Annotated in this window: 24 protein-coding genes; 21 read left to right on the top strand and 3 right to left on the bottom strand. The window is 70.3% G+C overall.

Features of this window, described 5'->3' with window-relative positions; genetic code table 11:
* Positions 1–59 precede the first annotated feature (59 nt).
* From AB0F72_RS07395 to AB0F72_RS07435, 9 genes are all read left to right on the top strand, one after another.
* Positions 60–509: a DUF948 domain-containing protein gene (locus AB0F72_RS07395; protein ID WP_360426677.1), complete on the top strand. Its 450-nt coding sequence runs from the start codon at positions 60–62 to the stop codon at positions 507–509.
* Positions 509–799, top strand: a complete 291-nt coding sequence (locus AB0F72_RS07400; RefSeq protein WP_360426679.1) for a hypothetical protein — start codon at positions 509–511, stop codon at positions 797–799. The genes AB0F72_RS07395 and AB0F72_RS07400 overlap by 1 nt, the downstream gene beginning before the upstream one ends.
* On the top strand, positions 796–3,477 hold the full coding sequence (gene alaS / locus AB0F72_RS07405) for an alanine--tRNA ligase (protein WP_360426682.1): 2,682 nt from the start codon (positions 796–798) through the stop codon (positions 3,475–3,477). Before AB0F72_RS07400 ends, alaS begins: the two co-directional genes overlap by 4 nt.
* A gap of 89 nt (positions 3,478–3,566) precedes the next feature.
* Entirely contained in the window at positions 3,567–4,028 is a 462-nt protein-coding gene (gene ruvX, locus AB0F72_RS07410) for a Holliday junction resolvase RuvX (RefSeq protein ID WP_360426684.1), read from the top strand.
* The gene (gene mltG / locus AB0F72_RS07415; protein ID WP_360426687.1) at positions 4,029–5,210 is read left to right on the top strand and encodes an endolytic transglycosylase MltG; all 1,182 of its coding nucleotides are present in this window, start codon (positions 4,029–4,031) and stop codon (positions 5,208–5,210) included.
* 275 nt (positions 5,211–5,485) lie between these two features.
* Entirely contained in the window at positions 5,486–6,664 is a 1,179-nt protein-coding gene (gene mltG / locus AB0F72_RS07420) for an endolytic transglycosylase MltG (protein ID WP_360426691.1), read from the top strand.
* Between the two features lie 28 nt (positions 6,665–6,692).
* A complete protein-coding gene (locus tag AB0F72_RS07425; protein ID WP_360426694.1) occupies positions 6,693–7,565 on the top strand; it encodes a shikimate dehydrogenase in 873 nt (290 codons plus the stop codon).
* Positions 7,566–7,713: 148 nt separating this feature from the next.
* Entirely contained in the window at positions 7,714–8,892 is a 1,179-nt protein-coding gene (gene aroC, locus AB0F72_RS07430) for a chorismate synthase (RefSeq protein ID WP_360426698.1), read from the top strand.
* Positions 8,892–9,389: a shikimate kinase gene (locus AB0F72_RS07435; protein WP_360426701.1), complete on the top strand. Its 498-nt coding sequence runs from the start codon at positions 8,892–8,894 to the stop codon at positions 9,387–9,389. Before aroC ends, AB0F72_RS07435 begins: the two co-directional genes overlap by 1 nt.
* Here AB0F72_RS07435 and AB0F72_RS07440 read toward each other — a convergent pair whose 3' ends face one another.
* Positions 9,390–10,190, bottom strand: coding sequence for a polysaccharide deacetylase family protein (locus AB0F72_RS07440; protein WP_360426705.1), 801 nt, complete (start codon positions 10,188–10,190; stop codon positions 9,390–9,392). It lies immediately after the preceding gene.
* Between the two features lie 129 nt (positions 10,191–10,319).
* Complete coding sequence (locus AB0F72_RS07445; protein WP_360426708.1) at positions 10,320–11,042, bottom strand: Clp protease N-terminal domain-containing protein; 723 nt, start codon at positions 11,040–11,042, stop codon at positions 10,320–10,322.
* 100 nt (positions 11,043–11,142) lie between these two features.
* Between AB0F72_RS07445 and aroB the strand changes: the two genes are divergently transcribed.
* The 4 genes from aroB (at position 11,143) to nusB (ending at position 13,699) form a co-directional block, all read left to right on the top strand.
* Complete coding sequence (gene aroB, locus AB0F72_RS07450; RefSeq protein WP_360427049.1) at positions 11,143–12,216, top strand: 3-dehydroquinate synthase; 1,074 nt, start codon at positions 11,143–11,145, stop codon at positions 12,214–12,216.
* Entirely contained in the window at positions 12,213–12,632 is a 420-nt protein-coding gene (gene aroQ / locus AB0F72_RS07455; RefSeq protein ID WP_360426711.1) for a type II 3-dehydroquinate dehydratase, read from the top strand. The genes aroB and aroQ overlap by 4 nt, the downstream gene beginning before the upstream one ends.
* Before the next feature lie 75 nt (positions 12,633–12,707).
* Positions 12,708–13,265, top strand: a complete 558-nt coding sequence (efp, locus tag AB0F72_RS07460; RefSeq protein ID WP_360426713.1) for an elongation factor P — start codon at positions 12,708–12,710, stop codon at positions 13,263–13,265.
* Complete coding sequence (gene nusB / locus AB0F72_RS07465; protein WP_360426716.1) at positions 13,265–13,699, top strand: transcription antitermination factor NusB; 435 nt, start codon at positions 13,265–13,267, stop codon at positions 13,697–13,699. Before efp ends, nusB begins: the two co-directional genes overlap by 1 nt.
* A 709-nt stretch (positions 13,700–14,408) precedes the next feature.
* On the opposite strand, the gene AB0F72_RS07470 is transcribed toward nusB, so the two are convergent.
* Entirely contained in the window at positions 14,409–14,897 is a 489-nt protein-coding gene (locus AB0F72_RS07470) for a transcriptional regulator (RefSeq protein ID WP_014446326.1), read from the bottom strand.
* A 312-nt stretch (positions 14,898–15,209) separates the two neighbouring features.
* On the opposite strand from AB0F72_RS07470, the gene pyrR reads away from it, so the two are divergent.
* The 8 genes from pyrR to pyrF are packed head-to-tail and all read left to right on the top strand — an operon-like array spanning position 15,210 to position 25,555.
* Positions 15,210–15,770: a bifunctional pyr operon transcriptional regulator/uracil phosphoribosyltransferase PyrR gene (gene pyrR, locus AB0F72_RS07475; protein WP_360426719.1), complete on the top strand. Its 561-nt coding sequence runs from the start codon at positions 15,210–15,212 to the stop codon at positions 15,768–15,770.
* Positions 15,767–16,687: an aspartate carbamoyltransferase catalytic subunit gene (locus AB0F72_RS07480; protein WP_360426722.1), complete on the top strand. Its 921-nt coding sequence runs from the start codon at positions 15,767–15,769 to the stop codon at positions 16,685–16,687. Before pyrR ends, AB0F72_RS07480 begins: the two co-directional genes overlap by 4 nt.
* Positions 16,684–17,949, top strand: a complete 1,266-nt coding sequence (locus AB0F72_RS07485; protein ID WP_360426725.1) for a dihydroorotase — start codon at positions 16,684–16,686, stop codon at positions 17,947–17,949. The genes AB0F72_RS07480 and AB0F72_RS07485 overlap by 4 nt, the downstream gene beginning before the upstream one ends.
* The gene (gene carA, locus AB0F72_RS07490) at positions 17,946–19,052 is read left to right on the top strand and encodes a glutamine-hydrolyzing carbamoyl-phosphate synthase small subunit (protein WP_360426727.1); all 1,107 of its coding nucleotides are present in this window, start codon (positions 17,946–17,948) and stop codon (positions 19,050–19,052) included. Before AB0F72_RS07485 ends, carA begins: the two co-directional genes overlap by 4 nt.
* A 5-nt stretch (positions 19,053–19,057) precedes the next feature.
* Positions 19,058–22,408, top strand: coding sequence for a carbamoyl-phosphate synthase large subunit (carB, locus tag AB0F72_RS07495; protein ID WP_360426730.1), 3,351 nt, complete (start codon positions 19,058–19,060; stop codon positions 22,406–22,408).
* Positions 22,405–23,433, top strand: a complete 1,029-nt coding sequence (locus AB0F72_RS07500) for a quinone-dependent dihydroorotate dehydrogenase (protein ID WP_360426734.1) — start codon at positions 22,405–22,407, stop codon at positions 23,431–23,433. Before carB ends, AB0F72_RS07500 begins: the two co-directional genes overlap by 4 nt.
* The gene (locus tag AB0F72_RS07505; RefSeq protein ID WP_360426738.1) at positions 23,430–24,704 is read left to right on the top strand and encodes an adenosylmethionine--8-amino-7-oxononanoate transaminase; all 1,275 of its coding nucleotides are present in this window, start codon (positions 23,430–23,432) and stop codon (positions 24,702–24,704) included. Before AB0F72_RS07500 ends, AB0F72_RS07505 begins: the two co-directional genes overlap by 4 nt.
* 20 nt (positions 24,705–24,724) lie before the next feature.
* Positions 24,725–25,555 (top strand): orotidine-5'-phosphate decarboxylase, encoded by an 831-nt coding sequence (gene pyrF, locus AB0F72_RS07510; protein WP_360426741.1) that lies wholly within the window; start codon positions 24,725–24,727, stop codon positions 25,553–25,555.
* The last annotated feature ends 113 nt before the right edge of the window (positions 25,556–25,668 follow it).

The raw sequence follows: 25,668 nt of genomic DNA on the forward strand, positions 1-25,668 counted from the left end.
GGTAGGGTCACCTGCGTTGTCCCGCCGAACCGTGACCACCCGAAGAGGAGACGCGCTACATGGACGCCGGAGAAATCGCAGGTCTGATCGCGGCGGGCGCCTTCCTGATGCTCGTGCTCGTGCTGGCCGTGCCGATCCTGAAGCTGGGCCGCACGGTGGACGCCGCCACCCGTGCCATCAACGACGTGGTGGACCGCACCGGTCCGCTGCTGACCAACGTGAACACCACCGTGGAGAACGTGAACACCGCCCTCGGTCAGGTTCAGGTCTCTTTGGACGGCGTCAACGTGCAGCTCGCCAAGGTCGACACGATGACCGAGCACGCTCAGAACGTCACCGCGAACATCGCGAACCTGGTCACCGTCGTTTCCGCGGCCGCGGCCAACCCGCTGGTCAAGGTCGCTTCCTTCGGGTACGGGGTTCGCAAGGCGGCCGCCGCTCGCCGGCATGCCGAGGAGGACCGCGAGGTCCGCGCCGCTATCAAGCAGCGGCGTAAGGCAGGCCGCTGATGAAGCGCCTGCTCTGGCTCGGTGTCGGTCTGGCGGTCGGCGCCATCGTGGTCCGCAAGCTCAATCAGAAGGCCAACGAGTTCACCCCGACCGGCATCGCGACGTCACTGTCGGAATCCGCTGGCGGGCTCGTCGAGTCGCTGCGTAGCTTCGTTGATGACGTCCGCGACGGCATGGCCGAGCGCGAGGAACAGATTCACCAGGCGTTCGCCGCGGGGGAGCTGTACGAGGATAAATTCGCCGACCTGCGCGACGACGCGGGATACGGCACGCAGGAGGGAAATCGATGAAGACGGCGGAAGTCAAGCGGCGCTTTCTGGCGCATTTCGAGGCCAACGGGCACACGGTGGTCCCGAGTGCCCCGCTGCCCGCTATCGACGACCCGAACCTGCTGTTCATCAACGCCGGCATGGTGCAGTTCGTGCCGTACTTCCTGGGGCAGCAGACGCCGGCGTTCTCGCGCGCGGCGAGCGTGCAGAAGTGCATCCGCACGCCCGACATCGACGAGGTCGGGAAGACGAGCAGGCACGGCACGTTCTTCCAGATGAACGGCAACTTCTCGTTCGGCGACTACTTCAAGGCCGGCGCGATCCCGCTGGCCTGGGAGCTGTCCACGAAGCCGGTCGAGCAGGGTGGTTTCGGCCTGGACCCGGAGCGGATCTGGGCGACCGTCTACCTGGACGACGACGAGGCCATCGAGATCTGGAAGCAGACCGGCATGCCGGCCGAGCGGATCGTGCGCCGCGGCCGGAAGGACAACTTCTGGTCGATGGGCATCCCCGGCCCGGCGGGCCCGTGCTCGGAGCTGTACTACGACCGCGGGTCGGAGTACGGCCAGGAGGGCGGCCCGGAGGTCGACGAGGACCGGTACCTGGAGTTCTGGAACCTGGTCTTCATGCAGCACGAGATCACCGACGTGAAGTCGAAGGAGGACTTCCGGATCGTCGATGACCTGCCGAAGCAGAACATCGACACCGGCATGGGCCTGGAGCGCATCGCCTCGATCCTGCAGGGCGTCGACAACCTGTACGAGATCGACGAGGTCCGGCCGATCCTGGCCAAGGCCGCCGAGATGACCGGCAAGAAGTACGGCGCGCACTCCGGCCACGCGGCGAACCAGAGCCACCCCGACGACGTGCGCCTGCGGGTGATCGCGGACCACGTCCGGACCTCGCTGATGCTGATCGGCGACGGCGTGACCCCGAGCAACGAGGGCCGTGGCTACGTGCTGCGCCGGATCATGCGCCGGGCGATCCGGGCGATCCGCCTGCTCGGCTGGCAGGAGGAGGCGCTGCCGATCCTGCTGCCGATCGCGCGGGACTGCATGTCGCCGTCGTACCCGGAGCTCGCGAAGGACTTCGGCCGGATCTCGACGTACGCCTACGCGGAGGAGGACGCGTTCCTCTCCACGCTGAAGGCGGGCACCACGATCCTGGACGTGGCGATCGCCGAGACCAAGAAGTCCGGCGGGGCGTTCCTGCAGGGCGAGAAGGCGTTCCAGCTGCACGACACGTACGGCTTCCCGATCGACCTGACCCTGGAGATCGCCAGCGAGCAGGGCCTCTCGGTCGACGAGGAGGGTTTCCGCCGGCTGATGAGTGACCAGCGGGCCCGGGCGAAGGCGGACGCGGCAGCGCGCAAGACGGGTCACGCGGACCTCTCGGCGTACCGGTCGGCGCTGGACGAGGGTGGCGCTGTCGAGTTCACCGGCTACCAGGAGATCAGCCGTGAGTCGCGGGTGCGCGCGCTGATCGGCGGCTCGGGCCGGGTCGAGGTGGCCGGCGAGGGCGACTTCGTCGAGCTGGTGCTCGACACCACCCCGTTCTACGCCGAGGGCGGTGGCCAGCAGGCGGACACCGGCGTGATCAACGTCGGCGGCGGCCGGCTGGAGATCGTCGACGTGCAGCAGCCCATTCCGGGCCTGATCGTGCACAAGGCGCGGGTGCTCAGCGGTGAGGTGCGGGCCGGCGAGACAGGTTTCGCGGAGATCGACATCGACCGCCGCCGGGCCATCTCCCGTTCGCACACCGCGACGCACCTGGTGCACCAGACGATGCGGAACTTCCTCGGCGAGTCGGCGACCCAGGCGGGTTCGCTGAACGCGCCGGGCCGTCTGCGGTTCGACTTCAACACGCCGGGCGCGGTCTCCCCGACCGTGCTGAACGACGTGGAGCAGCAGATCAACGAGGTGCTGCTGCGCGACCTCGAGGTGCACGCGTTCATCACCTCCCAGGAGGAAGCGCGCAGGCTCGGCGCGATGGCGCTCTTCGGCGAGAAGTACGGCGACGAGGTCCGCGTGGTCGAGGTCGGCGACTACGCCCGCGAGCTGTGCGGTGGCACGCACGTGGCGCGCTCCGGCCAGCTGGGCCTCGTGAAGATCCTCAACGAGTCCTCGATCGGTTCCGGCGTCCGCCGGGTGGAGGCGCTCGTCGGCATCGACGCGTTCGGCTTCCTCGCCAAGGAGCACCTGCTGGTCTCCCGTCTCGCCGAGCTGTTCCGGGTGCCGAACGACCAGGTCGCCGACCGGGTCGAGCACACCGTGGCGGCGCTGCGCGACGCGGAGAAGGAGCTGGAGAAGATGCGGGCCCAGATGGTGCTCGCGGGCGCCGGCGGTCTCGCCGAGGCGGCGAAGAACCTGGACGGCGTGGCGTACGTCGGCACCGAGGCGCCGGAGGGCGCGGCCGGCAACGACGTGCGGACGCTGGCGCAGGAGATCCGCAGCAAGATCGACCCGGCTCGACCGGCGGTGGTCGCGGTGACGGCGCGCTCCGGAGGCAAGGCGTCACTGATCGTAGCGATCAACAGCGCCGCCAAGGGTCGCGGGCTCTCCGCGTCCGACCTGGTCAAGGCGGCTCTTTCCGGTCGTGGCGGCGGCAACGCCGACCTTGCTCAGGGTGGCGGCGTCCCCGCGAGCGAGGCAGCTAAGCTCTTGGGCGCGATCGAGAAGGCGATCATCGAAGCGAGCTGATTGCGGGCTCCGAGCGATCGATGGCTACTCTTCGCGTCGTAGCTTGATCGAACTTGGAGGCGCGTGTTGCTGCTGTGCAGGGTGATGGCGTGACGCAGCGCTTCGCTCGAGGCGTACGCCTGGGCGTGGACGTGGGCCAGGTGCGCGTCGGGGTCGCCAGGTGCGACCCCGACGGCATCCTGGCCAGTCCGGTGAAGACCGTTCCGCGGGACCAGGTGACTGGCGCGGACGGGATTCCGGCGGACATGACGGAGCTCAAGGGCCTGATCGAGGAGTTCGAGGCGATCGAGGTCGTCGTCGGGCTCCCGGTCGCTCTCAACGGGCGTGAGGGTGTGGCGGCCGGCCACATCCGCGCGTACGCGGATCGGCTCGGCGCGGTGATCGCGCCGGTGCCGATCGTGCTTACCGACGAGCGCATGTCAACCGTCGTGGCCAGTCGTAGGCTGTCGGAGCGAGGCGTGAAAGGCCGGCGTCAGCGGGCGGTCGTGGACCAGGCGGCCGCCGTCGAGATCCTGCAGAGCTGGCTGGACGCGCGGCGGAGGCAGAGCTAATTGATCGAAGAGCAGTTGGATCTCGCGTTCGAAGGAACCGCCGACCGGGGGCGATGGCGGCATCGGCGCAAGGAGGGCGGCGGCCGTACCGTGGTCGCGTTCCTCCTGGTGTTGCTGCTTTTCGGCGCTCTGGGCGGTGGCGCGTGGTTCGGATACGACAAGGTGAAGGGTTACTTCACCGCGGCCGATTACGAGGGCCCCGGCGCCGGTGAGGCCGTCGTCGAGGTCAAGCCCGGTGACTCCGCGTCCGCGATCGCCGACGCCCTCTACCGGGAGGGCGTGGTGAAGAGCGCCGCGGCGTTCGTCAACGCCGCGAAGGACAATCCCGACAGCAAGAACATTCAGGTCGGATCGTATCTCCTCAAGAAGGAGATGAAGGCCAGCGACGCGCTGACCTGGCTGCTCGACCTGAAGAATCTGAACGTGCACCGGGTGACGCTGCCGGAGGGTCTCACCTACCTGCAGGTCTACGACCGGCTGGCGAAGGCGACCGGCATCTCGGTCGACGAGTTCAAGAAGGCAGGCAAGGACCCGGAGGCGCTGGGCGTGCCGTCGCTGTGGTTCAAGCGGACCGACGGCAAGAAGGTCGACAAGAAGAACATCGAGGGCTTCCTGTACCCGGCGACGTACGAGATCGCGAAGGACGCCACGGCGACCGACGTGCTCAAGAAGATCATCGCGAACTTCAACGCCGAGATGACCGAGCTGAACTTCCCGGACACCGTCACCGAGAAGCTCAACATCTCGCCGTACGAGGCGCTCGTCGCCGCGTCGATCGCCCAGGTCGAGGCGCTGCTGGACGAGGACATGGGCCCGGTCGCTCGGGTGCTCTACAACCGGGCGTACACCGGGAACTTCCCGTGTGAGTGCCTGCAGCTGGACAGCACCGTCAACTACTGGCTGCGGCTGACCGGCAAGGAGGCGAAGTCCTCGGAGAAGCTGCTCGCCTCGGAGCTGCACGACCCGAAGAACCCGTACAACTACGACGTCAAGGGCATGGCTGTCGGTCCGATCAGCAACCCGGGCGACGTGGCGCTGCGGGGGGCGATGAACCCGAAGAAGAGTGATTACTACTTCTTCGTGACGGTGAACGAGAAGGGCGCCATGGCGTACGGCAAGACCTTCGCCGATCACGAGGAGAACATCGAGGAAGCCTGCCGGAACGGCATCCCGATCTGCTGATCATGATCACTCACCGCGACCACCGGAGCGTGCCGCCCGGTGGTCGCGGCGTTTCGTGAGCGCTCCGGCCGCGTTAGGCAATCGTGTTCGGTTCGGAATTCATGACGCACAGCAATCGCTGGATAGGCGGACAGTTGCCGGGGTGGGCGTGGGGCCATCGATGTGGGTATGGTGCGCCTCAGTGCCCGGTCACGATGGCGGTCACTGGCCGTGGCCGGTGACCGATTCGCGAGGCCTGGCCGAGCCGGCTGGGACGGGCAGCGGAGGCGAACGACGTGATCGACGAACTTGATGTGGCGTTCGAAGAGGACGCGGATCGGAGCAAGCCGCGCCGGCATCGTGCCGGCAAGGGCGGCGGCCGGTCGGCTGTCGCTCTGCTGGTGACGTTCGTGCTGCTGGCCGGCCTCGGCGGCGGGGTGTACTTCGGCTACACCAAGGTGCGGGGCTTCTTCGTGGCCGCCGACTACAGCGGCGCCGGGTCGGTGCCGGTCGAGGTGCAGGTCCCCAAGAACGCGTCGCTCACCGAGATCGGCAACGAGCTGGTCAAGGCGGACGTCGTGAAGAGCACCAAGGCGTTCACCAACGCGGCCGAGGCCGAGCCGCGCAGCAAGAACATCCAGTCCGGGACGTACAACCTGCGCAAGCAGATGGCGGCCAAGGACGCGGTCGCGCTGCTGCTGGACCCGGCCGCCCGGGTCAGCAAGGGTGTCACGATCCCCGAGGGCAAGACCGCGAAACAGACGTTCGAGCTGCTCGCCAAGGCGACCGGGCTGCCGGTGAAGGACTTCGAGGAAGCCGCGAAGGACCCGGAGGCGCTCGGCGTGCCGGACTGGTGGTTCAAGCGCAACGACGGCAAGCAGGTCGCCAAGAGCGCGGAGGGCTTCCTCTTCCCGGACACCTACGAGTTCGACCCGAAAGCCGACGCCGGTCAGGTGCTGAGCACCATGGTCGAGCACTTCCTGACGGTCACCGGTGAGCTCGGGTTCGCCGACGACGTGCAGAAGGACCTCAAGGTGTCGCCGTACGAGGCGCTCATCGTGGCGTCGCTCTCGCAGGCCGAGGCCGGCATCGCCGAGGACCTGCCCAAGGTCTCCCGGGTCGCCTACAACCGGGCCTACAAGGAAGACATGACGCTGCAGTTCGACGTCACCACGAACTACTGGCTCGAGCTGAACGGCAAGGACCCCAAGCACTCCGGTGAGCTCCTCGCGAAGGAGATGGAGGACCCGAAGAACCCGTACAACACGGAGACCGTCAAGGGCCTCCCGCTCGGTCCGATCAACAGCCCGGGCAAGGCGGCGCTGACCGGCGCGATGAAGCCGGCCGCCGGACCGTGGCTGTTCTTCGTGGCGGTGGACAAGAGCGGCAAGTCGGCGTTCGCGGTGACCAGCGCCGAACACGACAAGAACGTCGAGAAGGCGTGCGCGAGCGGGATCAACCTCTGCGGTAAGTGAGAGGCGCCGCTTGCGTAAAGTGACCCGGGTGCAGAGCCAAGAAGAGACGCGCAAGGCTGCCGTGTGCGGCAAGCCGATCGCCCACTCGCTCTCCCCGGTGATCCACAATGCCGGGTACGCCGCTGCCGGGCTGACCGGGTGGACCTATGCGGCGATCGAGTGCGCCGAGTCGGAGCTGCCCGACCTGGTCGCCGGTCTCGGGCCGGAGTGGGCCGGCCTGTCGCTGACCATGCCGCTCAAGGAGGCCGCGCTGCGGATCGCCGACGTCGCCACCCCGGTCGCGATCGCGGCGGGTGTGGCGAACACGCTGGTCCGCCAGCCGGACGGTTCCTGGCACGGCGACAACACCGACATCGCGGGCATGGCCCGGGTGCTGCGCGAGGCCGGCCTGGGCGTGAGCCGGGGCCGGCACGCGCGCAAGGAGGTGCCGCCGCGGATCACCGTTCTGGGTGGCGGCGGCACCGCGCGGGCCGCTCTCGCCGCCGCGTCCGAGCTGGGCGCCGAGGAGATCACCGTGGTGACCCGCCGGCCGGAGGCCCGCGAGGAGCTGAACCCGGTCGCTGTCGCGCTCGGCCTGCGGATCGAGGGGGTCTCCTGGGCGGACGCGCCCGGGGCGTTCGACGCGGACGCGGTGATCGCCACGGTGCCCAAGGGCGCTGCCGACGAGCTCGCCGAGCGGGCCGTCTGGCGGGACGGGAGTGTGTACTTCGACGTGCTCTACGACCCGTGGCCCACGCCGCTGGCGGCGTCGGCGGCCAGGGCGGGGGTTGCCGTCCACTCCGGGCTGGATCTGCTGCTGGCCCAGGCGCTGGGCCAGTTCGAGCAGTTCACCGGGCTCGTGCCGGCTCCCGAGGACGCGATGCGGGCCGCGCTGGAGAAGGCTGTCGCGACCCGCGGCTGAGCCCCGATCGCCCAACGACCGTCAGGAGCTCCGCACGCGGTGCCCGGGCCCGGCGCGGCGATCGGCGCGCGCCGGCCGAAACCTCCCGGAGAGCGGGACGGACGCGGCCGCTTGATGAGACGCCGGGGCGCTGTGCCAGACTCAATCCGTGTTGCGCTGGCTTACCGCAGGTGAATCGCACGGACCGGCGCTCGTCGCGCTGCTGGAGGGTGTTCCCGCCGGGGTGGAGGTGACGAGCGCGGACATCATGCGCGACCTCGTGCGCCGCCGCCTGGGTTACGGGCGCGGCGCCCGGATGAAATTCGAGCAGGACGAGCTGGAGATCATCGGCGGGGTCCGGCACGGGATCACGCTGGGCAGCCCGGTCGCGCTCCGGGTGGGCAACAGCGAGTGGCCCAAGTGGGAGACGGTCATGGCCGCCGACCCGGTCAACCCCGAGCTGCTGGCCGCCCAGGCGCGCAACGAGCCGCTGACCCGCCCGCGTCCCGGTCACGCCGACCTGGCCGGCATGCAGAAGTACGGGCACACCGACGCCCGCCCGATCCTGGAGCGCGCCAGCGCCCGGGAGACCGCGGCCCGGGTCGCCGTCGGCGTGGTCGCCAAGAAACTGATCAAGCAGACGCTCGGCATCGACATCGTCTCGCACGTGATCGAGCTGGGCTCGGTCGCCGCGAAACCGGGCCTGATCCCGACGCCGGACGACTTCGACCGGATCGACGAGGACCCGCTGCGCTGCCTCGACCCGGAGGCCAGCGCGCGGATGGTGGCCGAGGTCGACGCCGCGAAGAAGGACGCCGACACGCTCGGCGGCATCGTCGAGGTGCTGGCCTACAACGTCCCGCCGGGCCTCGGCTCGCACGTGCAGTGGGACCGCAAGCTGGACGCCCGCCTCGCCACCGCGCTCATGTCGATCCAGTCGGTCAAGGGCGTGGAGATCGGCGACGGCTTCACCCAGGCCCGCTCGCGCGGCTCGGTGGCGCACGACGAGATCATTCCGACCGCGGACGGCGTGAAGCGGGTGACCGACCGGGCCGGCGGCCTGGAAGGCGGCATCACGAACGGCGAGCCGCTGCGGGTCCGCGCCGCGCTCAAGCCGATCTCCTCGCTGAACCGGGCGCTGCAGACCATCGACATCACCACCGGCGAGCCGGCCACCGCGATCAACCAGCGGTCCGACGTCTGCGCGGTGCCGGCCGGCGCGGTGGTCGCCGAGGCGATGGTCGCGCTGGTCCTGGCCGAGGCCGCGACCGAGAAGTTCGGTGGCGACTCGGTGGCCGAGATCAAGCGCAACCTCGCGTCGTACCTCGACAACCTGGTGATCCGCTGATGGCTCCGGCCGTGGTCCTGGTCGGCGTGATGGGCGCCGGCAAGACCACCGTCGGCGCCGCCCTGGCCGAGCTGCTGGGCGTGCCGTTCGCCGACACCGACACGATCATCGAGGAGCGGGCCGGAAAGCCCATCCCGGAGATCTTCGTCGACGACGGCGAGGCCGCTTTCCGCGCGCAGGAGCGCGCGGTCGTAGCCGAGTGCATGGAGACCTTCGGGGGCGTGCTCGCGCTGGGCGGCGGAGCGATTCTCGACGAGGGTACGCGTCAGCGGCTCACCGAGCAGACCGTGGTCTTCCTGACCGTCGAGCTGGCCGACGCCATCAAGCGGGTCGGATTCGGCGCGGGCCGCCCGCTGCTCGCGATCAATCCCCGGGCGACCCTGCGTCACCTCATGGAGCAGCGCAAACCGCTCTACCTCGAGGTGGCGACACACGTGATCGCCACCGGCGGCCGCGAGCCGGACGACCTCGCCGCCGAGATCGCCGCGCTGCTCTGATCAGACCCCGGTTCCCGCCGGGGTCTGGCCGAGCGCGGTCAGCTCGGAGACCGTGGCGAGCCGGAACCCGCGCGCCCGCAGCCCGGCGAACATGGCGGCGAGCCCGCGCAACGCGACCAGGCGGCGCTCCTTCCCGACGTCGTGGGCCAGGATGATCGCCCCGGGCCGGACGTTGTCCACGATGTCGCGGACCTGCCCGTCCGGGTCGTCGGCGAAGTGCCGCTCCCGCATCAGGTGCGACCAGAGCACGACGTCGTACCCGAACCGGTTGGCGGCCAGCAGCGTCGACCCGCCGAGGTGCCCGTAGGGCGGGCGCATCACCGTGGGTTCCCGGCCGAAGACCTTCCGGACCATGTCATGGGTACGGGCCAGCTCGTCCTCCACGCCCGGCCGGTCCAGCGTGGCGAGGTCGTCGTGCGACCACGAGTGGTTGCCGATCTCGTGCCGGGCCATCCGGTTCCGGACCAGGCCGGCGTGCTTCTCCAACTGGCTGCCGACCATGAAGAACGTGGCCGGGACGGCCGCCTGGTCGAGCGCGTCGAGCACCATCGGCGTCCAGTTCGGCCCGGGCCCGTCGTCGAACGTGAACGCCACCACCGGCTCGGTGGTCTCCACGTAGTACCGGACCGAGACGGCCGGGTTGCGCAGCCGCTCCGGCGAGTCGGCCGCGGCCGCGTACCCACCGCCGAGCGGTGGCCGGTCCCAGCCGAACAGCCGGGTCGCCTCGCTGACGCCCGCCGCGCCGCAGGCCACGCCACCCGCGGTGAACAGCGCCGCACGCATCGCGGCACGTCGTGACATTCCCACTTTCAAGATCCCCCCGTGTAGCAGCCCGCGAGGCTAGCCGGGCGTGGCAAACGGAGGTTCGGCCCGGCGGCGCGTGATCTGGTGCGGGAACGGGAGAGGAGCCGGTGCTTCTCGGTTGCCGGGTCAGGCCAGGCGTTCCTCCAGGCGCTCGATGCGCTCGACGAGCGGGGCCAGCTCGGCGCGGACGGCGGTGAGCAGGGCGGACGTGGCCGGTGCGGCGGACGGCTCGCCGGCCGTGGTGGAGCGCAGGTGGGCGTACCCGGCGACGGCCGCCGCGACCGCCCGGCGGGCCGCCTTGCCGTCGACGGCGCGCGAGCGCAGCAGCTCGCCGGCGGCGCCGTCCGGTTCGGCGGCCAGGCCGACCAGCAGGTGCTCGCAGCCGACGTAGTTGTGCCCGAAACCGATCGCCTCGCCGACGGCCAGCTCCAGCGCGACCGCGGCCGGCCCGCTGAACCGCAGGCCGCCGCCGCTGGTGGCGGGCTCCGGGGTGGCCGGGGCGGTCAGCGAGTCCGGGGCGACGTCCATCGCGGTGAGCACGTGCAGGCCCAGGTTGTGGTTCTCGGCGAGCATGCCGTGCAGCAGGTCGCCGCTGGCCACCGATGTCGCGCCGGCCTCCTGGGCGCGGCGGGCGGCGAGCGTGAGGACGATGACGAGGCGGCCGGTGAAGCTGGGCAGCCGCTCGGAGAGCCGCTCCGGGTCGAGGTCGGTGAGCACGGCCTGGCGGATCGTGGTGATCCGGCGGACCGCCTGCTCCAGGGCGCGCTGGCAGATCGGGGAGACGGGCAGGCCGGTCTCCCGTACGGCGTCGGCGAGATCGTCGGGGAGATAGACGTTGATTTTCGGCATGACCCAGTTGTAACCCCTCTAGGGTTATCTGTATATAACCCCATCCGAGGAGTGGAATGAGCAGGATGGGGGCACAGCGCGGGGGTACGGCGTGGATAGGGTGACGGCCGTGGTGACGCGGATTCCGGTGGCGGGTGACCGTCCGTATGACGTGATCGTCGGGCGTGGACTCGAAGGTGAGCTACCCGGGCTGATCGAGGGTGCGACGCGGGTCGCGGTGCTGCACCCGCCGACGCTGCGGGACCGGGCCGAGGCGGTGGCCGAGGCGGCCGGCGCGGCCACGGTGGTGCCGATCGAGGTGCCCGACGCCGAGCGCGGGAAGTCGATCGAGGTGGCGGCCCGGTGCTGGGACGAGCTCGGGGTGGCCGGCTTCACCCGTACCGATGCGGTGGTGGGGGTTGGTGGCGGCGCCACCACGGACCTCGCCGGGTACGTCGCGGCGGCCTGGCTGCGCGGGGTCCGCTGGGTGCCGGTCGCCACGTCGGTGGCCGGGATGGTGGACGCCGCCGTCGGTGGCAAGACCGGGGTGAACATCGCGGCCGGCAAGAACCTGGTCGGCGCCTTCCACCCGCCCGCCGGCGTGCTCTGCGACCTGGACGCGCTCGACACGCTGCCCGCCGGGGACATCGCGGCCGGGATGGCCGAGGTGGTCAAGGGCGGCTTCATCGCCGACCCGCGGATCCTCGAGCTGATCGAGGCGGATCCGGCGCGGGCCCTCGACCCGCGCGGTGACGTGCTGCGGGAGCTGATCGAACGCAAGATCCGGGTGAAGGCGCACGTGGTGAGCGTGGACCTCAAGGAGTCCGGGCCGCGGGAGATCCTCAACTACGGGCACACGCTGGGGCACGCGATCGAGCGCCGGGAGAAGTACACCTGGAAGCACGGGGACGCGATCTCGGTCGGGCTGGTCTTCGCGGCCGAGCTGGGCCGGCTCAGCGGGCGCCTGGACGACGCCACCGCGGCGCGTCACCGGACGGTGCTGGAATCTCTGGGGCTGCCCACCACGTACCCGCAAGAGGCCTGGGCCGAGCTCCTGCCCGCCATGCGCGTCGACAAGAAGGCGCGGGCAGCGACCTTGCGGTTCGTGGTTCTGGACGGCCTGGCGGAACCGGGCATCCTGGCGGGACCGGACTCCGAGCTGCTGGAGCGGGCGTACGCGGCGGTGGCCCGATGATCTACGTGCTGAACGGGCCGAACCTGGGGCGGCTGGGGCTGCGCGAGCCCGGGATCTACGGCAAGTCGACCTACGCCGACCTGGTCGAGATGTGCCAGACGGTGGCCGAGGATCTCGGTCTGACCGTCGAGGTGAAGCAGACGAACGCTGAGCATGAGATGCTTCAGTGGCTCTATCAGGCCGCCGACGAGGGCGCCGACGTGGTGCTGAACCCGGGTGCCTGGACGCACTACAACTACGCGGTCCGGGACGCCTGTGCGATGCTGCGCGGCACGCTCGTCGAGGTGCACATCTCCAACATCCACACCCGCGAGGAGTTCCGTCACCATTCGGTGATTTCCGCCGTCGCGACCGGCGTGATCGCCGGCCTCGGATTCGACGGATATCGCCTCGCACTGGAACACATCGCGCGGTAAGCCCGATTCGCTGGGAACGGGTTGCCGCCGGTAGACTCGTTCGGTCACCGATACGCTTCGAAATCAAGGCAGGACATGGCTTCCACCAACGACCTGAAGAACGGCCTGGTGCTCAACCTCGACGGCGAGCTGTGGACCGTCGTGGAGTTCCAGCACGTCAAGCCGGGTAAGGGTCCGGCCTTCGTGCGGACCACCCTGAAGCACGTGCTGTCCGGCAAGGTCGTCGACAAGACCTTCAACGCGGGCACCAAGGTCGACACCGCGACCGTGGACAAGCGCACGATGCAGTACCTCTACAAGGACGGCGAAGACTACGTCTTCATGGACCTGGACACCTACGACCAGATCCACGTGCCCGGCGGCACCGTCGGTGAGAACGCGAACTACCTGCTCGGTGAGGCCGAGGCCACGGTGGCGCTGCACGAGGGCGTGCCGCTCTACATCGAGCTGCCGACCAGCGTGTTCCTCGAGGTCACCTACACTGAGCCCGGCCTGCAGGGCGACCGCTCCACCGGCGGCACCAAGCCGGCCACCGTCGAGACCGGCGCCACCGTCAACGTTCCGCTCTTCATCACCACCGGTGAGAAGATCAAGGTCGACACCCGCGACGGCCGCTACCTCGGCCGCAGCTGATGGCCGAAGGTCCCAAGAAGGAACGGCTCGCGCGTCGCAAGGCGCGCAAGCGAGCCCTCGACGTCCTGTTCGAGGCGGACCTGCGCGACCTCCCGCCGAGTCAGGTGCTCGTCACCTACCTGGACCGGATCGCCAAGCCCCACCCGGAACACATGGGTTACGCCACCGAGCTGATCGAAGGCGTCGCCAAGCACCTCGACCGCATCGACGAGCTGATCGCCAGTTACGCCGAGGGCTGGACGATCGACCGGATGCCGGCGGTCGACCGGAACCTGGCGCGGATCGCTGTGTACGAGCTCCTCTACGAGCCGGACGTCGACGACCCGGTGGCCATCACCGAGGCCGTCGAGCTGGCGAAGGAGATGTCGACCGACGACAGTCCGCGGTTCCTCAACGGTCTGCTCGACCGGATCGCGGCGTTCGCGACGCGCTGAGAGCGTCTCTGGTCACGGCCCGGACTGCCCGTCCGGGCCGTTTCCCTTTCCCTTTTCCCGGGTACGGGGTGGCCGCCGCGCCGCCTGTTCGCCGCGCCACTTTCCCGTTTTCCCGGACCTTGGCAACTCAGGGTCATCCGGTGGGTGCCAGTTGCCAAGATCGCGGCCGAGGCAGCGATGAGGGCACACACAACGCCATCGTGAGATTCCACCTGTGCCAGGACCGAGACGCGGGCGCACGCACGTCTTCGGTGTGCTTTCCTCCACGCGCCGGAGCCGCCATCGTGTGCTCCTGACCCCAGTCGCAGCGCGGATTAGCAACCAGCCGGCCGGATAGCCTGCCTCAGCTACGGCTCGGGGGCGCTCAGCCGTAGCTGACGCATGTGATCAAGCGCTGCCGCCCGGCCCGATCTTGGCAAGCGATGTGGGCGTGGCTTGCCAAGATCTGCGCGCGGCGGCGTGAGTGGCGCGCGGCGGCGGCGCGGCGGCAGCGCGAGTGGCGAGTGGCGGGCGGCGGCGCGGCGGCGGCGCGAGTGGCGGGCGGCGGCGCGGCGGCAGCGCGAGTGGCGGGCGGCAGCGCGGGCGGCGGCGTGCGTGGCGGGCGGCGGCGCGGCGGCAGCGCGGTGGCGGGGCGGCGGCGTGTGTGGTGGGGGGGCTGGGAACGGGAAAGCCCGCGCCGGAACGGCGCGGGCTTCGGTGGTGCGGTGGGTCAGCTGGCGAAGAACGCGCGCGGGTCGGCGACCAGGACGCCCTGCTCGGTGAGGCGCTCGATGAGCCCCGAGGGCGAGATGTCGTAGACGATGGCGAGCGCGCGCAGATCGTCGGCGCGGATCGACAGGACGCGGCCGTTGTAGTCGCCGCGCTGCTGCTGGATGGCCCGGGCGTAACGCGCCACGTAGGCGAGGTCTTCGCCCGTGGTGTCGTAGAGCTTCTCCAGGTCCAGCACGATCTTGTTGGTGGCCTCGAGGCGGATGCCGCTGCCGTCGGGCAGCAGTTCCGAGACGGGCACTCGGTAGAAGTCGGCCAGTTCGGCCAGACGCGAGACGGTCACCGCGCGGTCGCCACGCTCGTACGAGCCCACGACGACTGCCTTCCAGCGGCCGTTGGACTTCTCTTCGACGCCCTGCAGGGACAGGCCCTGCTGCTGGCGGATGGAGCGCAGGCGAGCGCCCAGCGACTTGGCGTACTCAGACGGCATACGGACACTCCCGGTACTGTGCTGGCCCGGAGGGTTCTTTCCTCGCGGATCGCTACGCTGCGTGACGGTACGGAGTTTGCGACCGCCGGTCAAGTGTTGGTTACCGATGAGTCGCGCGGGCCGCCCCAAAGTTACCGGCTGTATCCCCAGTTGCAGGATTTGTCCGGTCTGCTCCAGTCAGGCACGTCACCATGGTCAACGCTCCGTCCACTGGTAACGTAGCGTCAGCCCTCGGGCCGGCCCGTAACGGGGTCGTCCCGAAACCGACATCCTTTAACGACCCGTCCCGTGAGGCGGGGAAGGAGGTCCGCCGTGGCGCAGCCACGCGCAGACGCGCCTAGCAAGATCATTTTGGAAGATGCCGACCTGCATCGGGTCGTGGACCGGATCGCGCATCAGATCCTCGAGAAGACCTCCGGCGCCACCGGCACCGTGCTGCTCGGCATCCCGACGCGCGGCGTGCCGCTCGCGCACCGGCTGGCCGCCCGGATCCACGCCTTCGAGGGCGTCGAGGTCCCGGTCGGCTCTCTCGACATCACGCTCTACCGCGACGACCTGCGCCTCAAGGCCACCCGCGCGCTCGGCAAGACCGAGCTGCCCAGCGGCGGCATCGACGGCCTGCGGGTGATCCTCGTCGACGACGTGCTCTTCTCCGGCCGCTCGGTCCGCGCCGCGCTGGACGCGCTGCAGGACCTGGGCCGCCCGAGCTCGGTGCAGCTCGCGGTCCTGGTCGACCGGGGACACCGGCAGCTGCCGATCCGCGCCGACTACGTCGGCAAGAACATCCCGACGGCGCTCAGCGAGAGCGTGAAGGTCGCGCTCACCGAGACCGACGGCTCCGACGAGGTACGGCTAATCGGGGGCCTCAAATGATCAAACATCTCCGTTCGGCGGGCGACCTGGACGCCGCCACCGCGACCCTGATCCTGGACACCGCCGCCGAGATGGCGGCGCTCTCCGGCCGTGAGGTCAAGAAACTGCCCGCCCTGCGCGGCCGGACCGTGGTGAACCTCTTCTACGAGGACTCCACCCGTACCCGGATCTCTTTTGAAGCCGCCGCGAAGCGGCTCTCCGCCGACGTCATCAACTTCTCGGCGAAGGGGTCCAGCGTCTCCAAGGGCGAAAGCCTCAAGGACACCGCGCTCACGCTGCAGGCGATGGGGGCCGACGCCGTGGTGATCCGGCACTCGGCCAGCGGCGCGCCGCACCGGCTGGCCGGATGGGTGGACGGCTCGGTGGTCAACGCCGGTGACGGCACCCACGAGCACCCGACGCAGGCCCTGCTCGACGCGTACACGATGCGCTCTCGTCTGGGTCGTCTCGACGGCCTGAAGGTCGCGATCGTCGGCGACGTGCTGCACAGCCGGGTGGCCCGCTCCAACGTCCTGCTGCTCACGACGCTCGGCGCGCAGGTCACGGTGGTCGGCCCGCCGACCCTGATCCCCCTCGACGTGGCCGGCGCGCTCGCCGAGAAGACGCAGGTCAGCTACGACCTGGACAGCGTTCTGCCGGACTCCGACGTGGTGATGATGCTGCGCGTGCAGACCGAGCGGATGCAGGACTCCTACTTCCCGTCGGCGCGCGAGTACAGCCGCCGGTACGGGCTCGACATGCGGCGGATGAGCAAGCTGCCGGAGCACGCGATCGTCATGCACCCGGGGCCGATGAACCGGGGCATGGAGATCGCGCCGGAGGTCGCCGACTCGCCGCGCTCCACCATCGTCGAACAGGTCGCCAACGGCGTCAGCGTCCGGATGGCCGTCCTCTACCTGCTTTTGGGAGGCAAGTGATGGCGTACCTGCTCAAGGGCGTCTCGGTCCTCGGCGCCGCGCCGACCGACCTGGTGATCAAGGACGGTGTGATCGCCGCGGAGCCGGACAACACCGCCCAGGTGATCGACGCGACCGGCCTGGTCGCGCTGCCCGGCCTCGTCGACGTGCACACCCACCTGCGCGAACCCGGCCGGGAGGACGCCGAGACGGTGGACACCGGCTCGCGCGCCGCGGCTCTCGGCGGTTACACCGCGGTCTGCGCGATGGCGAACACCGACCCGGTCGCCGACACCGCCGGCGTGGTCGAGCAGGTCTGGCGGCTCGGCCGCGAGGCCGGTCTGGTCGACGTGCAGCCGATCGGCGCGGTCACCATCGGGCTGGCCGGCAAGCAGCTCGCCGAACTGGGCGCGATGGCGACCTCGGCGGCGAACGTGCGGATCTTCTCGGACGACGGTTTCTGCGTCGCCGACCCGCGCCTGATGCGCCGGGCCCTGGAGTACGTGAAGGCGTTCGACGGCGTGATCGCCCAGCACGCCGAGGAGCCGCGTCTCACCGAGGGCGCGCAGATGCACGAGGGCGAGGTCAGCACCCGCCTGGGCCTGACCGGCTGGCCCGCGGTCGCCGAGGAGGCGATCATCGCCCGGGACGTGCTGCTGGCCGAGCACGTCGGCAGCCGCCTGCACGTCTGCCACGTCTCCACCGCCGGTTCGGTCGAGGTGCTGCGGCAGGCCAAGGCGCGCGGCGTGCGCGTGACCGCCGAGGTCACCCCCCATCACCTCCTGCTCACCGACGAGCTCGCGGCCGGCTACGACCCGGTCTTCAAGGTCAACCCCCCGTTGCGTACGCGCAAAGACGTCGAAGCCCTGCGCCAGGCTCTGCTGGACGGTGTGATCGACGTGGTGGCCACCGACCACGCGCCGCACGCGGTCCAGGACAAGGAGTGCGAGTGGGCCTACGCACGTCCCGGCATGCTGGGTCTGCAGACCGCGCTGCCGATCGTGCTGAGCGTCTTCGGGGAGAACTGGGACCTGATCGCCGACCGGATGTCGGTCGCGCCGGCGCGCATCGCCGGGCTGACCGGTCACGGCGGCGACCTGACGGCCGGCACGCCGGCCAACCTCACGCTGGTGGATCCGTCGTACCGCGGGGTGGTCGACCCCTCGGAACTGGCGAGCCGCAGCCGAAACACGCCGTACGCGGGTATGACCCTGCCCGGTCGCATCGTTGCGACCTTCCTGCGGGGCGAAGCGACGGTTCTGGACGGAAAGGCTGTCAAGTGAGCAAAGCGATTCTCGTACTCGAGGATGGGCGCACGTTCTCCGGCACCGCGTACGGCGCGGTCGGTGAGACGTTCGGCGAGGCGGTGTTCACCACCGGCATGACCGGATATCAGGAGACGCTGACCGACCCGTCGTACCACAAGCAGGTCGTGGTGCAGACCGCGCCGCAGATCGGCAACACCGGCGTCAACGACGAGGACGACGAGTCGGACCGGATCTGGGTGGCCGGTTACGTGGTCCGCGACCCGGCCCGCCGCCCGTCGAACTGGCGCTCGCAGGGCGACCTCGGCGAGCGCCTGGCCGCCGAGGGCGTCGTCGGGATCAGCGGCGTCGACACCCGCGCGCTCACCCGCCACCTCCGCGAGCGCGGCGCGATGCGGGTCGGCATCTCCTCGGTCGACCTCGACCCGGCGTCGCTGCTGGAGCGGGTCAAGGGCGAACCCGAGATGATCGGCGCGGACCTCTCCGCGCAGGTGACGACGAAGGAGCTCTACACCGTCAAGGCCGAGGGCGAGCACCGGTACACGGTCGCCGCGCTGGACCTGGGCATCAAGCGCAACGTGGCCCGCCGGCTCGCCGCCCGCGGTGTCACCACGCACATCTTCCCGGCGACGTCGTCGATCGAGGAACTGCTCGCGGTCAGCCCGGACGCGGTCTTCTTCTCACCCGGCCCGGGCGACCCGGCGACCGCCGACGGGCCGGTCAGCCTGGCCCGTGAGGTGATGCGCCGGGAGGTGCCGCTCTTCGGCATCTGCTTCGGCAGCCAGATCCTCGGCCGCGCGCTCGGCTTCGGGACCTACAAGCTGGGGTACGGCCACCGCGGCATCAACCAGCCGGTGCTCGACAAGACCACCGGCAAGGTCGAGGTGACCAGCCACAACCACGGGTTCGCCGTGGACGCCCCGCTGAACACCGTGATCGACACCGACTTCGGCGGCGTCGAGGTCTCGCACGTCTGCCTCAACGACAACGTCGTCGAGGGTCTGCGGGGCATCGAGGTGCCCGCCTTCACCGTCCAGTACCACCCCGAGGCCGCCGCCGGCCCGCACGACGCCGACTACCTGTTCGACAGGTTCGTCGAGCTCGTCGAGAAGAAGGGCTGAGTTCAGTGCCGAAGCGTGAAGATCTCAAGCACATCATGGTGATCGGCTCCGGCCCGATCGTCATCGGCCAGGCCTGCGAGTTCGACTACTCCGGCACCCAGGCGTGCCGGGTGCTGCGGGCCGAGGGCATCCGGGTCTCGCTGGTCAACTCCAACCCGGCCACGATCATGACCGATCCGGAGTTCGCCGACGCCACCTACGTCGAGCCGATCACCCCGGAGTTCGTGGAGCTGGTCATCGCCAAGGAGCGCCCGGACGCGATCCTGCCGACGCTGGGCGGGCAGACCGCGCTGAACACCGCGATCGCCCTGCACGAGAGCGGCGTGCTGGAGAAGTACGGCGTCGAGCTGATCGGCGCGAACGTCGACGCGATCCGCAAGGGCGAGGACCGTCAGCTCTTCAAGGACATCGTCGCGACGGCGGGCGGCGAGACGCCGCGCTCGCGGGTCTGTCACTCGATGGACGAGGTACGCGAGACCGTCGCCGAGATCGGTCTCCCGGTCGTCATCCGCCCGTCGTTCACGATGGGTGGCCTCGGCTCCGGCATGGCGCACACCCCTGAGGACCTGGACCGGATCGCCGGCGCCGGCCTGGCCGCCTCCCCGGTGCACGAGGTGCTCATCGAGGAGAGCGTGCTCGGCTGGAAGGAGTACGAGCTCGAGCTGATGCGCGACAAGCACGACAACGTCGTGGTCGTCTGCTCGATCGAGAACATCGACCCGATGGGCGTGCACACCGGCGACAGCGTCACCGTCGCGCCGGCCATGACCCTCACCGACCGCGAGTACCAGAAGATGCGCGACCTGGGCATCGCCGTGCTGCGCGAGGTCGGCGTGGACACCGGTGGCTGCAACATCCAGTTCGCGATCAACCCGGACGACGGCCGGATGATCGTGATCGAGATGAACCCCCGGGTCTCCCGCTCGTCGGCGCTCGCCTCGAAGGCGACCGGCTTCCCGATCGCCAAGATCGCCGCGAAGCTGGCGATCGGCTACACCCTGGACGAGATCCCGAACGACATCACGCTGAAGACGCCGGCCGCGTTCGAGCCGGCCCTCGACTACGTGGTCGTGAAGATCCCGCGGTTCGCCTTCGAGAAGTTCCCGGGCGCCGACAAGGAGCTCACCACCACGATGAAGTCGGTCGGCGAGGCGATGAGCCTGGGCCGCAACTTCGCCGAGGCGCTGAACAAGGCGATGCGCTCGATGGAGACCAAGGCGGCCGGCTTCTGGACCGCCCCGACCTTCGAGAACGTCGACGAGGCGCTCGCCGCGCTGCGCGTGCCGCACGACGGCCGGCTCTACACGGTCGAGGCCGCGCTGCGGCTCGGCGCGACGGTCGAGCAGGTGCACGAGGCGAGCGGCCGGATCGACCCGTGGTTCCTGGACGAGATCCAGGCCCTGGTCGACCTGCGCGCGGAGATCCTGGCCGCGCCGGTCCTCGACGACGAGCTGCTGCGCCGGGCGAAGCGGTCCGGGCTCTCCGACAAGCAGCTCGCCACGCTGCGGCCGGAGCTGGCCGGGGAGGACGGCGTCCGCGCGCTGCGGCACCGGCTCGGCATCCGCCCGGTCTACAAGACCGTGGACACCTGCGCCGCCGAGTTCGAGGCGAACACCCCGTACCACTACTCGTCGTACGACTCCGAGACCGAGGTTGCGCCGAGCGACCGGCCCAAGGTGATCATCCTGGGCTCCGGGCCGAACCGGATCGGCCAGGGCATCGAGTTCGACTACTCCTGCGTGCACGCGGTGCAGGCGCTCCGGGGCGTGAACTACGAGACCGTGATGATCAACTGCAACCCGGAGACGGTCTCCACCGACTACGACACCGCCGACCGGCTCTACTTCGAGCCGCTCACCTTCGAGGACGTCCTCGAGGTCGTGCACGCCGAGGACAGCTCCGGCAAGGCGGCCGGCGGCCCCGGCGTGATCGGCGTGATCGTGCAGCTCGGCGGGCAGACCCCGCTCGGCCTGGCGAACCGGCTCAAGGCGGCCGGCGTGCCGATCGTCGGCACCTCGCCCGAGGCGATCGACCTGGCCGAGGACCGCGGCCTGTTCGGCGCGGTGCTGGCCGAGGCCGGCCTGCGCTCGCCCGACCACGGCACCGCGACCACCTTCCCCGAGGCCAAGGCGATCGCCGACACGATCGGGTACCCGGTGCTGGTCCGCCCGTCGTACGTGCTCGGCGGCCGGGGCATGGAGATCGTCTACGACGAGCCGACCCTGCAGGGCTACATCGAGCGGGCCACCGAGATCTCGCCGGACCACCCGGTGCTGGTCGACCGGTTCCTCGACGACGCCATCGAGATCGACGTGGACGCGCTCTGCGACGCGACGGGCGAGGTCTACCTGGGCGGCGTGATGGAGCACATCGAGGAGGCCGGCATCCACTCCGGCGACTCGGCCTGCTCGCTGCCGCCGGTCAACCTGGCCGCCTCGCACATCGCGGAGGTGCGCCGCTACACCGAGGCGATCGCCCGCGGCGTCGGGGTGCGCGGCCTGCTCAACGTCCAGTACGCGCTGAAGGACGAGACGCTCTACGTGCTGGAGGCCAACCCGCGCGCGTCCCGGACCGTCCCGTTCGTCTCCAAGGCGACAGCCGTCCCGCTCGCCAAGGCGGCGGCCCGGATCGCGCTCGGCGCCACCATCGCCGAGCTGCGCGCCGAGGGCCTGCTGCTGGCCTCCGGCGACGGCGGCACCGTGCCGCCGAACGCGCCGATCGCGGTGAAGGAGGCGGTGCTGCCGTTCAAGCGGTTCCGCACCCCGGCCGGCAAGAGCGTGGACAACCTGCTCAGCCCGGAGATGAAGTCGACCGGCGAGGTGATGGGCATCGACGCCGGCTTCGGCCAGGCGTTCGCCAAGTCGCAGGCCGCCGCGTACGGCTCGCTCCCGACCAGCGGCAAGGTCTTCGTCTCGGTGGCGAACCGGGACAAGCGGTCGATGGTCTTCCCGGTGAAGCGGCTCGCCGACCTGGGCTTCACGATCGTCACCACGGCCGGCACCGGCGAGGTGCTGCGCCGCTACGGCATCGAGTGCGAGGTCGTCCCGAAGCACTACGAGAGCCCCGGCACGAACGCGGTCGAGCTGATCCTGGCCGGCGAGATCTCGCTGATCATCAACACCCCGCAGGGCTCGGGCGCCAGCGCCCGGCTCGACGGGTACGAGATCCGCAGCGCCGCCGTGACAGCGGACGTGCCGAGCGTCACCACGGTGCCGGGCGCGGCCGCCGCGGTGATGGGCATCGAGGCGCTGATGCGCGGCGACATGACCGTCCGCCCGCTGCAGGAGCTGCACGCGCTGCTCCGGCCGGAGCTGGCCCAGCAGGCCCAGCAGGCCCAGCAGGGTTCGGCTCAGTGAGGTTCTTCGACAACGCCGTCCGGCCGGTCCTGTTCCGGCTGGGCGGCGGCGACGCCGAGCACGCCCACGAGTGGACGCTGAACCGGCTCGCCGCGCTGCCCGCCCCGGCCCTGTCCGCGATGCGCCGCCGGTACGCGTTCGCCGCTCCGACCGACGTGTTCGGGGTCCGGTTCCCGAACCGGGTCGGCCTGGCCGCCGGGATGGACAAGAACGGCGTGGCGCTGCCGGCCTGGCCGGCCCTGGGCTTCGGGTTCGTCGAGGTGGGCACGGTCACCGCCAAGGAGCAGCCGGGCAACGACAAGCCGCGGCTGTTCCGGCTCAAGCAGTCCGAGGCGATCATCAACCGGATGGGCTTCAACAACGCCGGCGCGGCCGCTCTCGCGGACCGGCTGGCGGCCCTCGGCAAGCTGGACGTGCCGCTCGGCATCTCGCTCGGCAAGTCCAAGGTGACGCCGCTGGAGGACGCCGTCGAGGACTACCTGACCTCATACCGGCTGCTGCACCCGTACGCCGACTACATCGCTGTCAACGTCTCCTCGCCGAACACGCCGGGCCTGCGCTCGCTGCAGGACCGGGACTCGATCGCGGCCCTGCTCAAGGCGCTGAGCGGCCCGGTGCCGGTGCTCGTGAAGATCGCGCCGGACCTGACCGAGCCGGCCATCGCCGAGCTCCTCGAGGTCTGCCTGGAGCACGGCGCGGCCGGTCTGATCGCGACGAACACCACGCTGTCCCGGGACGGGATCGACGAGGCCGACCAGCACCTCGCGGGCGAGGCCGGCGGTCTCTCCGGCCGGCCGCTGACCGAGCGGTCCCGCCAGGTGGTGAAGTTCGTGCACGACGAGACCGGCGGCCGGCTGCCGATCATCGGGGTCGGCGGCATCATGTCGGTCGACGACGCGGCCCGGCTGCTCGACGCCGGCGCCTCCCTGGTGCAGCTCTACAGCGGATTCATCTATCGGGGACCGGACCTGGTCCGGGCGGTCGCCCGGGGCGCCCGGCCGATCCGTTCCCACCGCGCGCGATGACCGGCGCCGAGCGCGAGCTTCTCGCGCTCGATCGGGCGCACGTCTGGCATCCGTACGGCCCGATGCCCGGCCGCACCGACCCGTACCTCGTGGAGAGCGCGGCGGGGGTGCGGCTGCGGCTGGCCGGCGGGCGTGAACTGGTCGACGGCATGTCGTCGTGGTGGGCGGCGATCCACGGGTACCGGCATCCGGTGCTGGACGCCGCGCTCGCCGAGCAGGCCGGCCGGATGAGCCACGTGATGTTCGGCGGGCTCACCCACGAGCCGGCGATCCGGCTGGCCGCCACGCTCGTCGAGATGACGCCGCCGGGCCTGGAGCACGTCTTCCTCTGCGACTCCGGCTCGGTCGGCGTCGAGGTGGCGATCAAGATGGCGCTGCAGGCGCAGCGCGCGCGGGGCCGGCCGGGACGGCAGCGCCTCGCCACCTGGCGGGGCGGGTACCACGGCGACACCTTCCACCCGATGAGCGTCTGCGACCCGGTCGGCGGCATGCACGCGCTCTGGACCGGCGTGCTGCCCGTCCAGATCTTCGCCGGCGCCCCGCCCGCGGATTTCGTCGCGGACTACGCCGATTCCCTCCGGACGGTCGTCGAGCAGCACGCGGACGAGATCGCCGCGGTGATCGTGGAGCCGGTCGTCCAGGGCGCCGGCGGCATGCGGTTCCACCATCCGGAGTACCTGCGGGTGCTGCGGGAGGTGACAGCGGCGCACGGGATCTTCCTGATCTTCGACGAGATCGCCACCGGCTTCGGGCGGACCGGCAAGCTCTTCGCCGCCGAGCACGCCGGGGTCAGCCCGGACATCCTCTGCCTCGGCAAGGCGCTCACCGGTGGGTACCTGACGCTGGCCGCGACGCTCTGCACGCCGGAGGTGGCGGCGGCGATCTCGGCGGGGGAGGGCGGCGGGCTGGCGCACGGGCCGACGTTCATGGGCAACCCGCTCGCCTGTGCGGTGGCGAACGCGTCGCTCGGGCTCCTGCGCGGCGGGGACTGGGCCGCGCGCGTACCCGCAATCGAGAGCCGGCTGAAAGACGGCCTGGAGCCGCTCCGCGCAGCGCCCGGGGTCGCCGATGTCCGCGTTCTGGGTGCGATCGGCGTGGTGCAGCTGGATCATCCGGTGGACATGGCGCGCGCGACAGCGGCGGCGGTGGCCGAGGGAGTCTGGCTGCGGCCGTTCCGGGACCTGATCTACACGATGCCGCCCTACGCGGCGGACGACGCGGACGTGGACCGCATTACCGCGGGGATCACCGCCGCGGTGGCAGCTACCTGACACGGAAGAAGGAACTTTCGATGGAAACGTTCGGCGAACGCCTCCATGCCGCCGTAGCGGAGCGTGGTCCGCTCTGCGTCGGCATCGACCCGCACGCCTCTCTGCTCGCTCGCTGGGGCCTCTCCGACGACATCGCCGGCCTGGAACGCTTCGCCCGTACGGTGGTCGACGCACTGGCCGATCGGGTGGCTGTTCTGAAACCACAGTCCGCGTTTTTTGAGAGATTTGGGTCACGTGGCGTCGCGATTCTTGAGTCAACTATCCGACAGTCCCGAGAGGCCGGCGCGCTCGTCCTGCTGGACGTGAAACGCGGCGACATCGGGTCCACGATGGCCGCTTACGCGTCGGCCTATTTGGATCCGGCGAGTTCTCTGTGTGCCGACGCGATTACTGTGAGTCCCTATCTCGGAGTCGGCTCGTTGCAGCCGGCGTTCGACCTGGCGGCCGCTCACGGCGGCGGAGTCTTCGTCCTCGCGCTGACCTCGAACCCCGAGGGGCCGGCCGTCCAGCACGCCGTCACGGCCACCGGGAAAACCGTCGCGCAGACGGTGATCGACGAGATTTCGCAGGTCAACGCGGGTGCGCAGCCGCTCGGAAGTCTCGGCCTGGTGGTCGGCGCGACAATCGGCGAGACCGGGCACGACCTCTCTGCCGTCAACGGCCCGCTGCTCGCTCCGGGCCTCGGAGCGCAGGGCGCGACGCCCTCCGACCTGCGCGCGGTCTTCGGCGAAAGCCTGCGGAACGTATTGCCCTCGTACTCACGCGAGGTTCTCTCGGCGGGGCCGCAGAGTAGCGATCTGCGCGTCGCGGCGGAGCGTGTTCTTGACGACTGCCGAGCCGCGCTCGGGTGAAACGGCCTGCTTACCAGTGCGTCGGGAAGCGGTTCACGGGGTACCCCGACGTTGCCGAAAGCGCCGTTGACCGCTAGTTTTCCCGGCGCCGGGAACCATATGCCCCTTCGGTT

This window comes from Actinoplanes sp. NPDC023936 (assembly GCF_040639325.1).
In the GTDB taxonomy this organism is placed as follows: Bacteria; Actinomycetota; Actinomycetes; order Mycobacteriales; family Micromonosporaceae; genus Actinoplanes.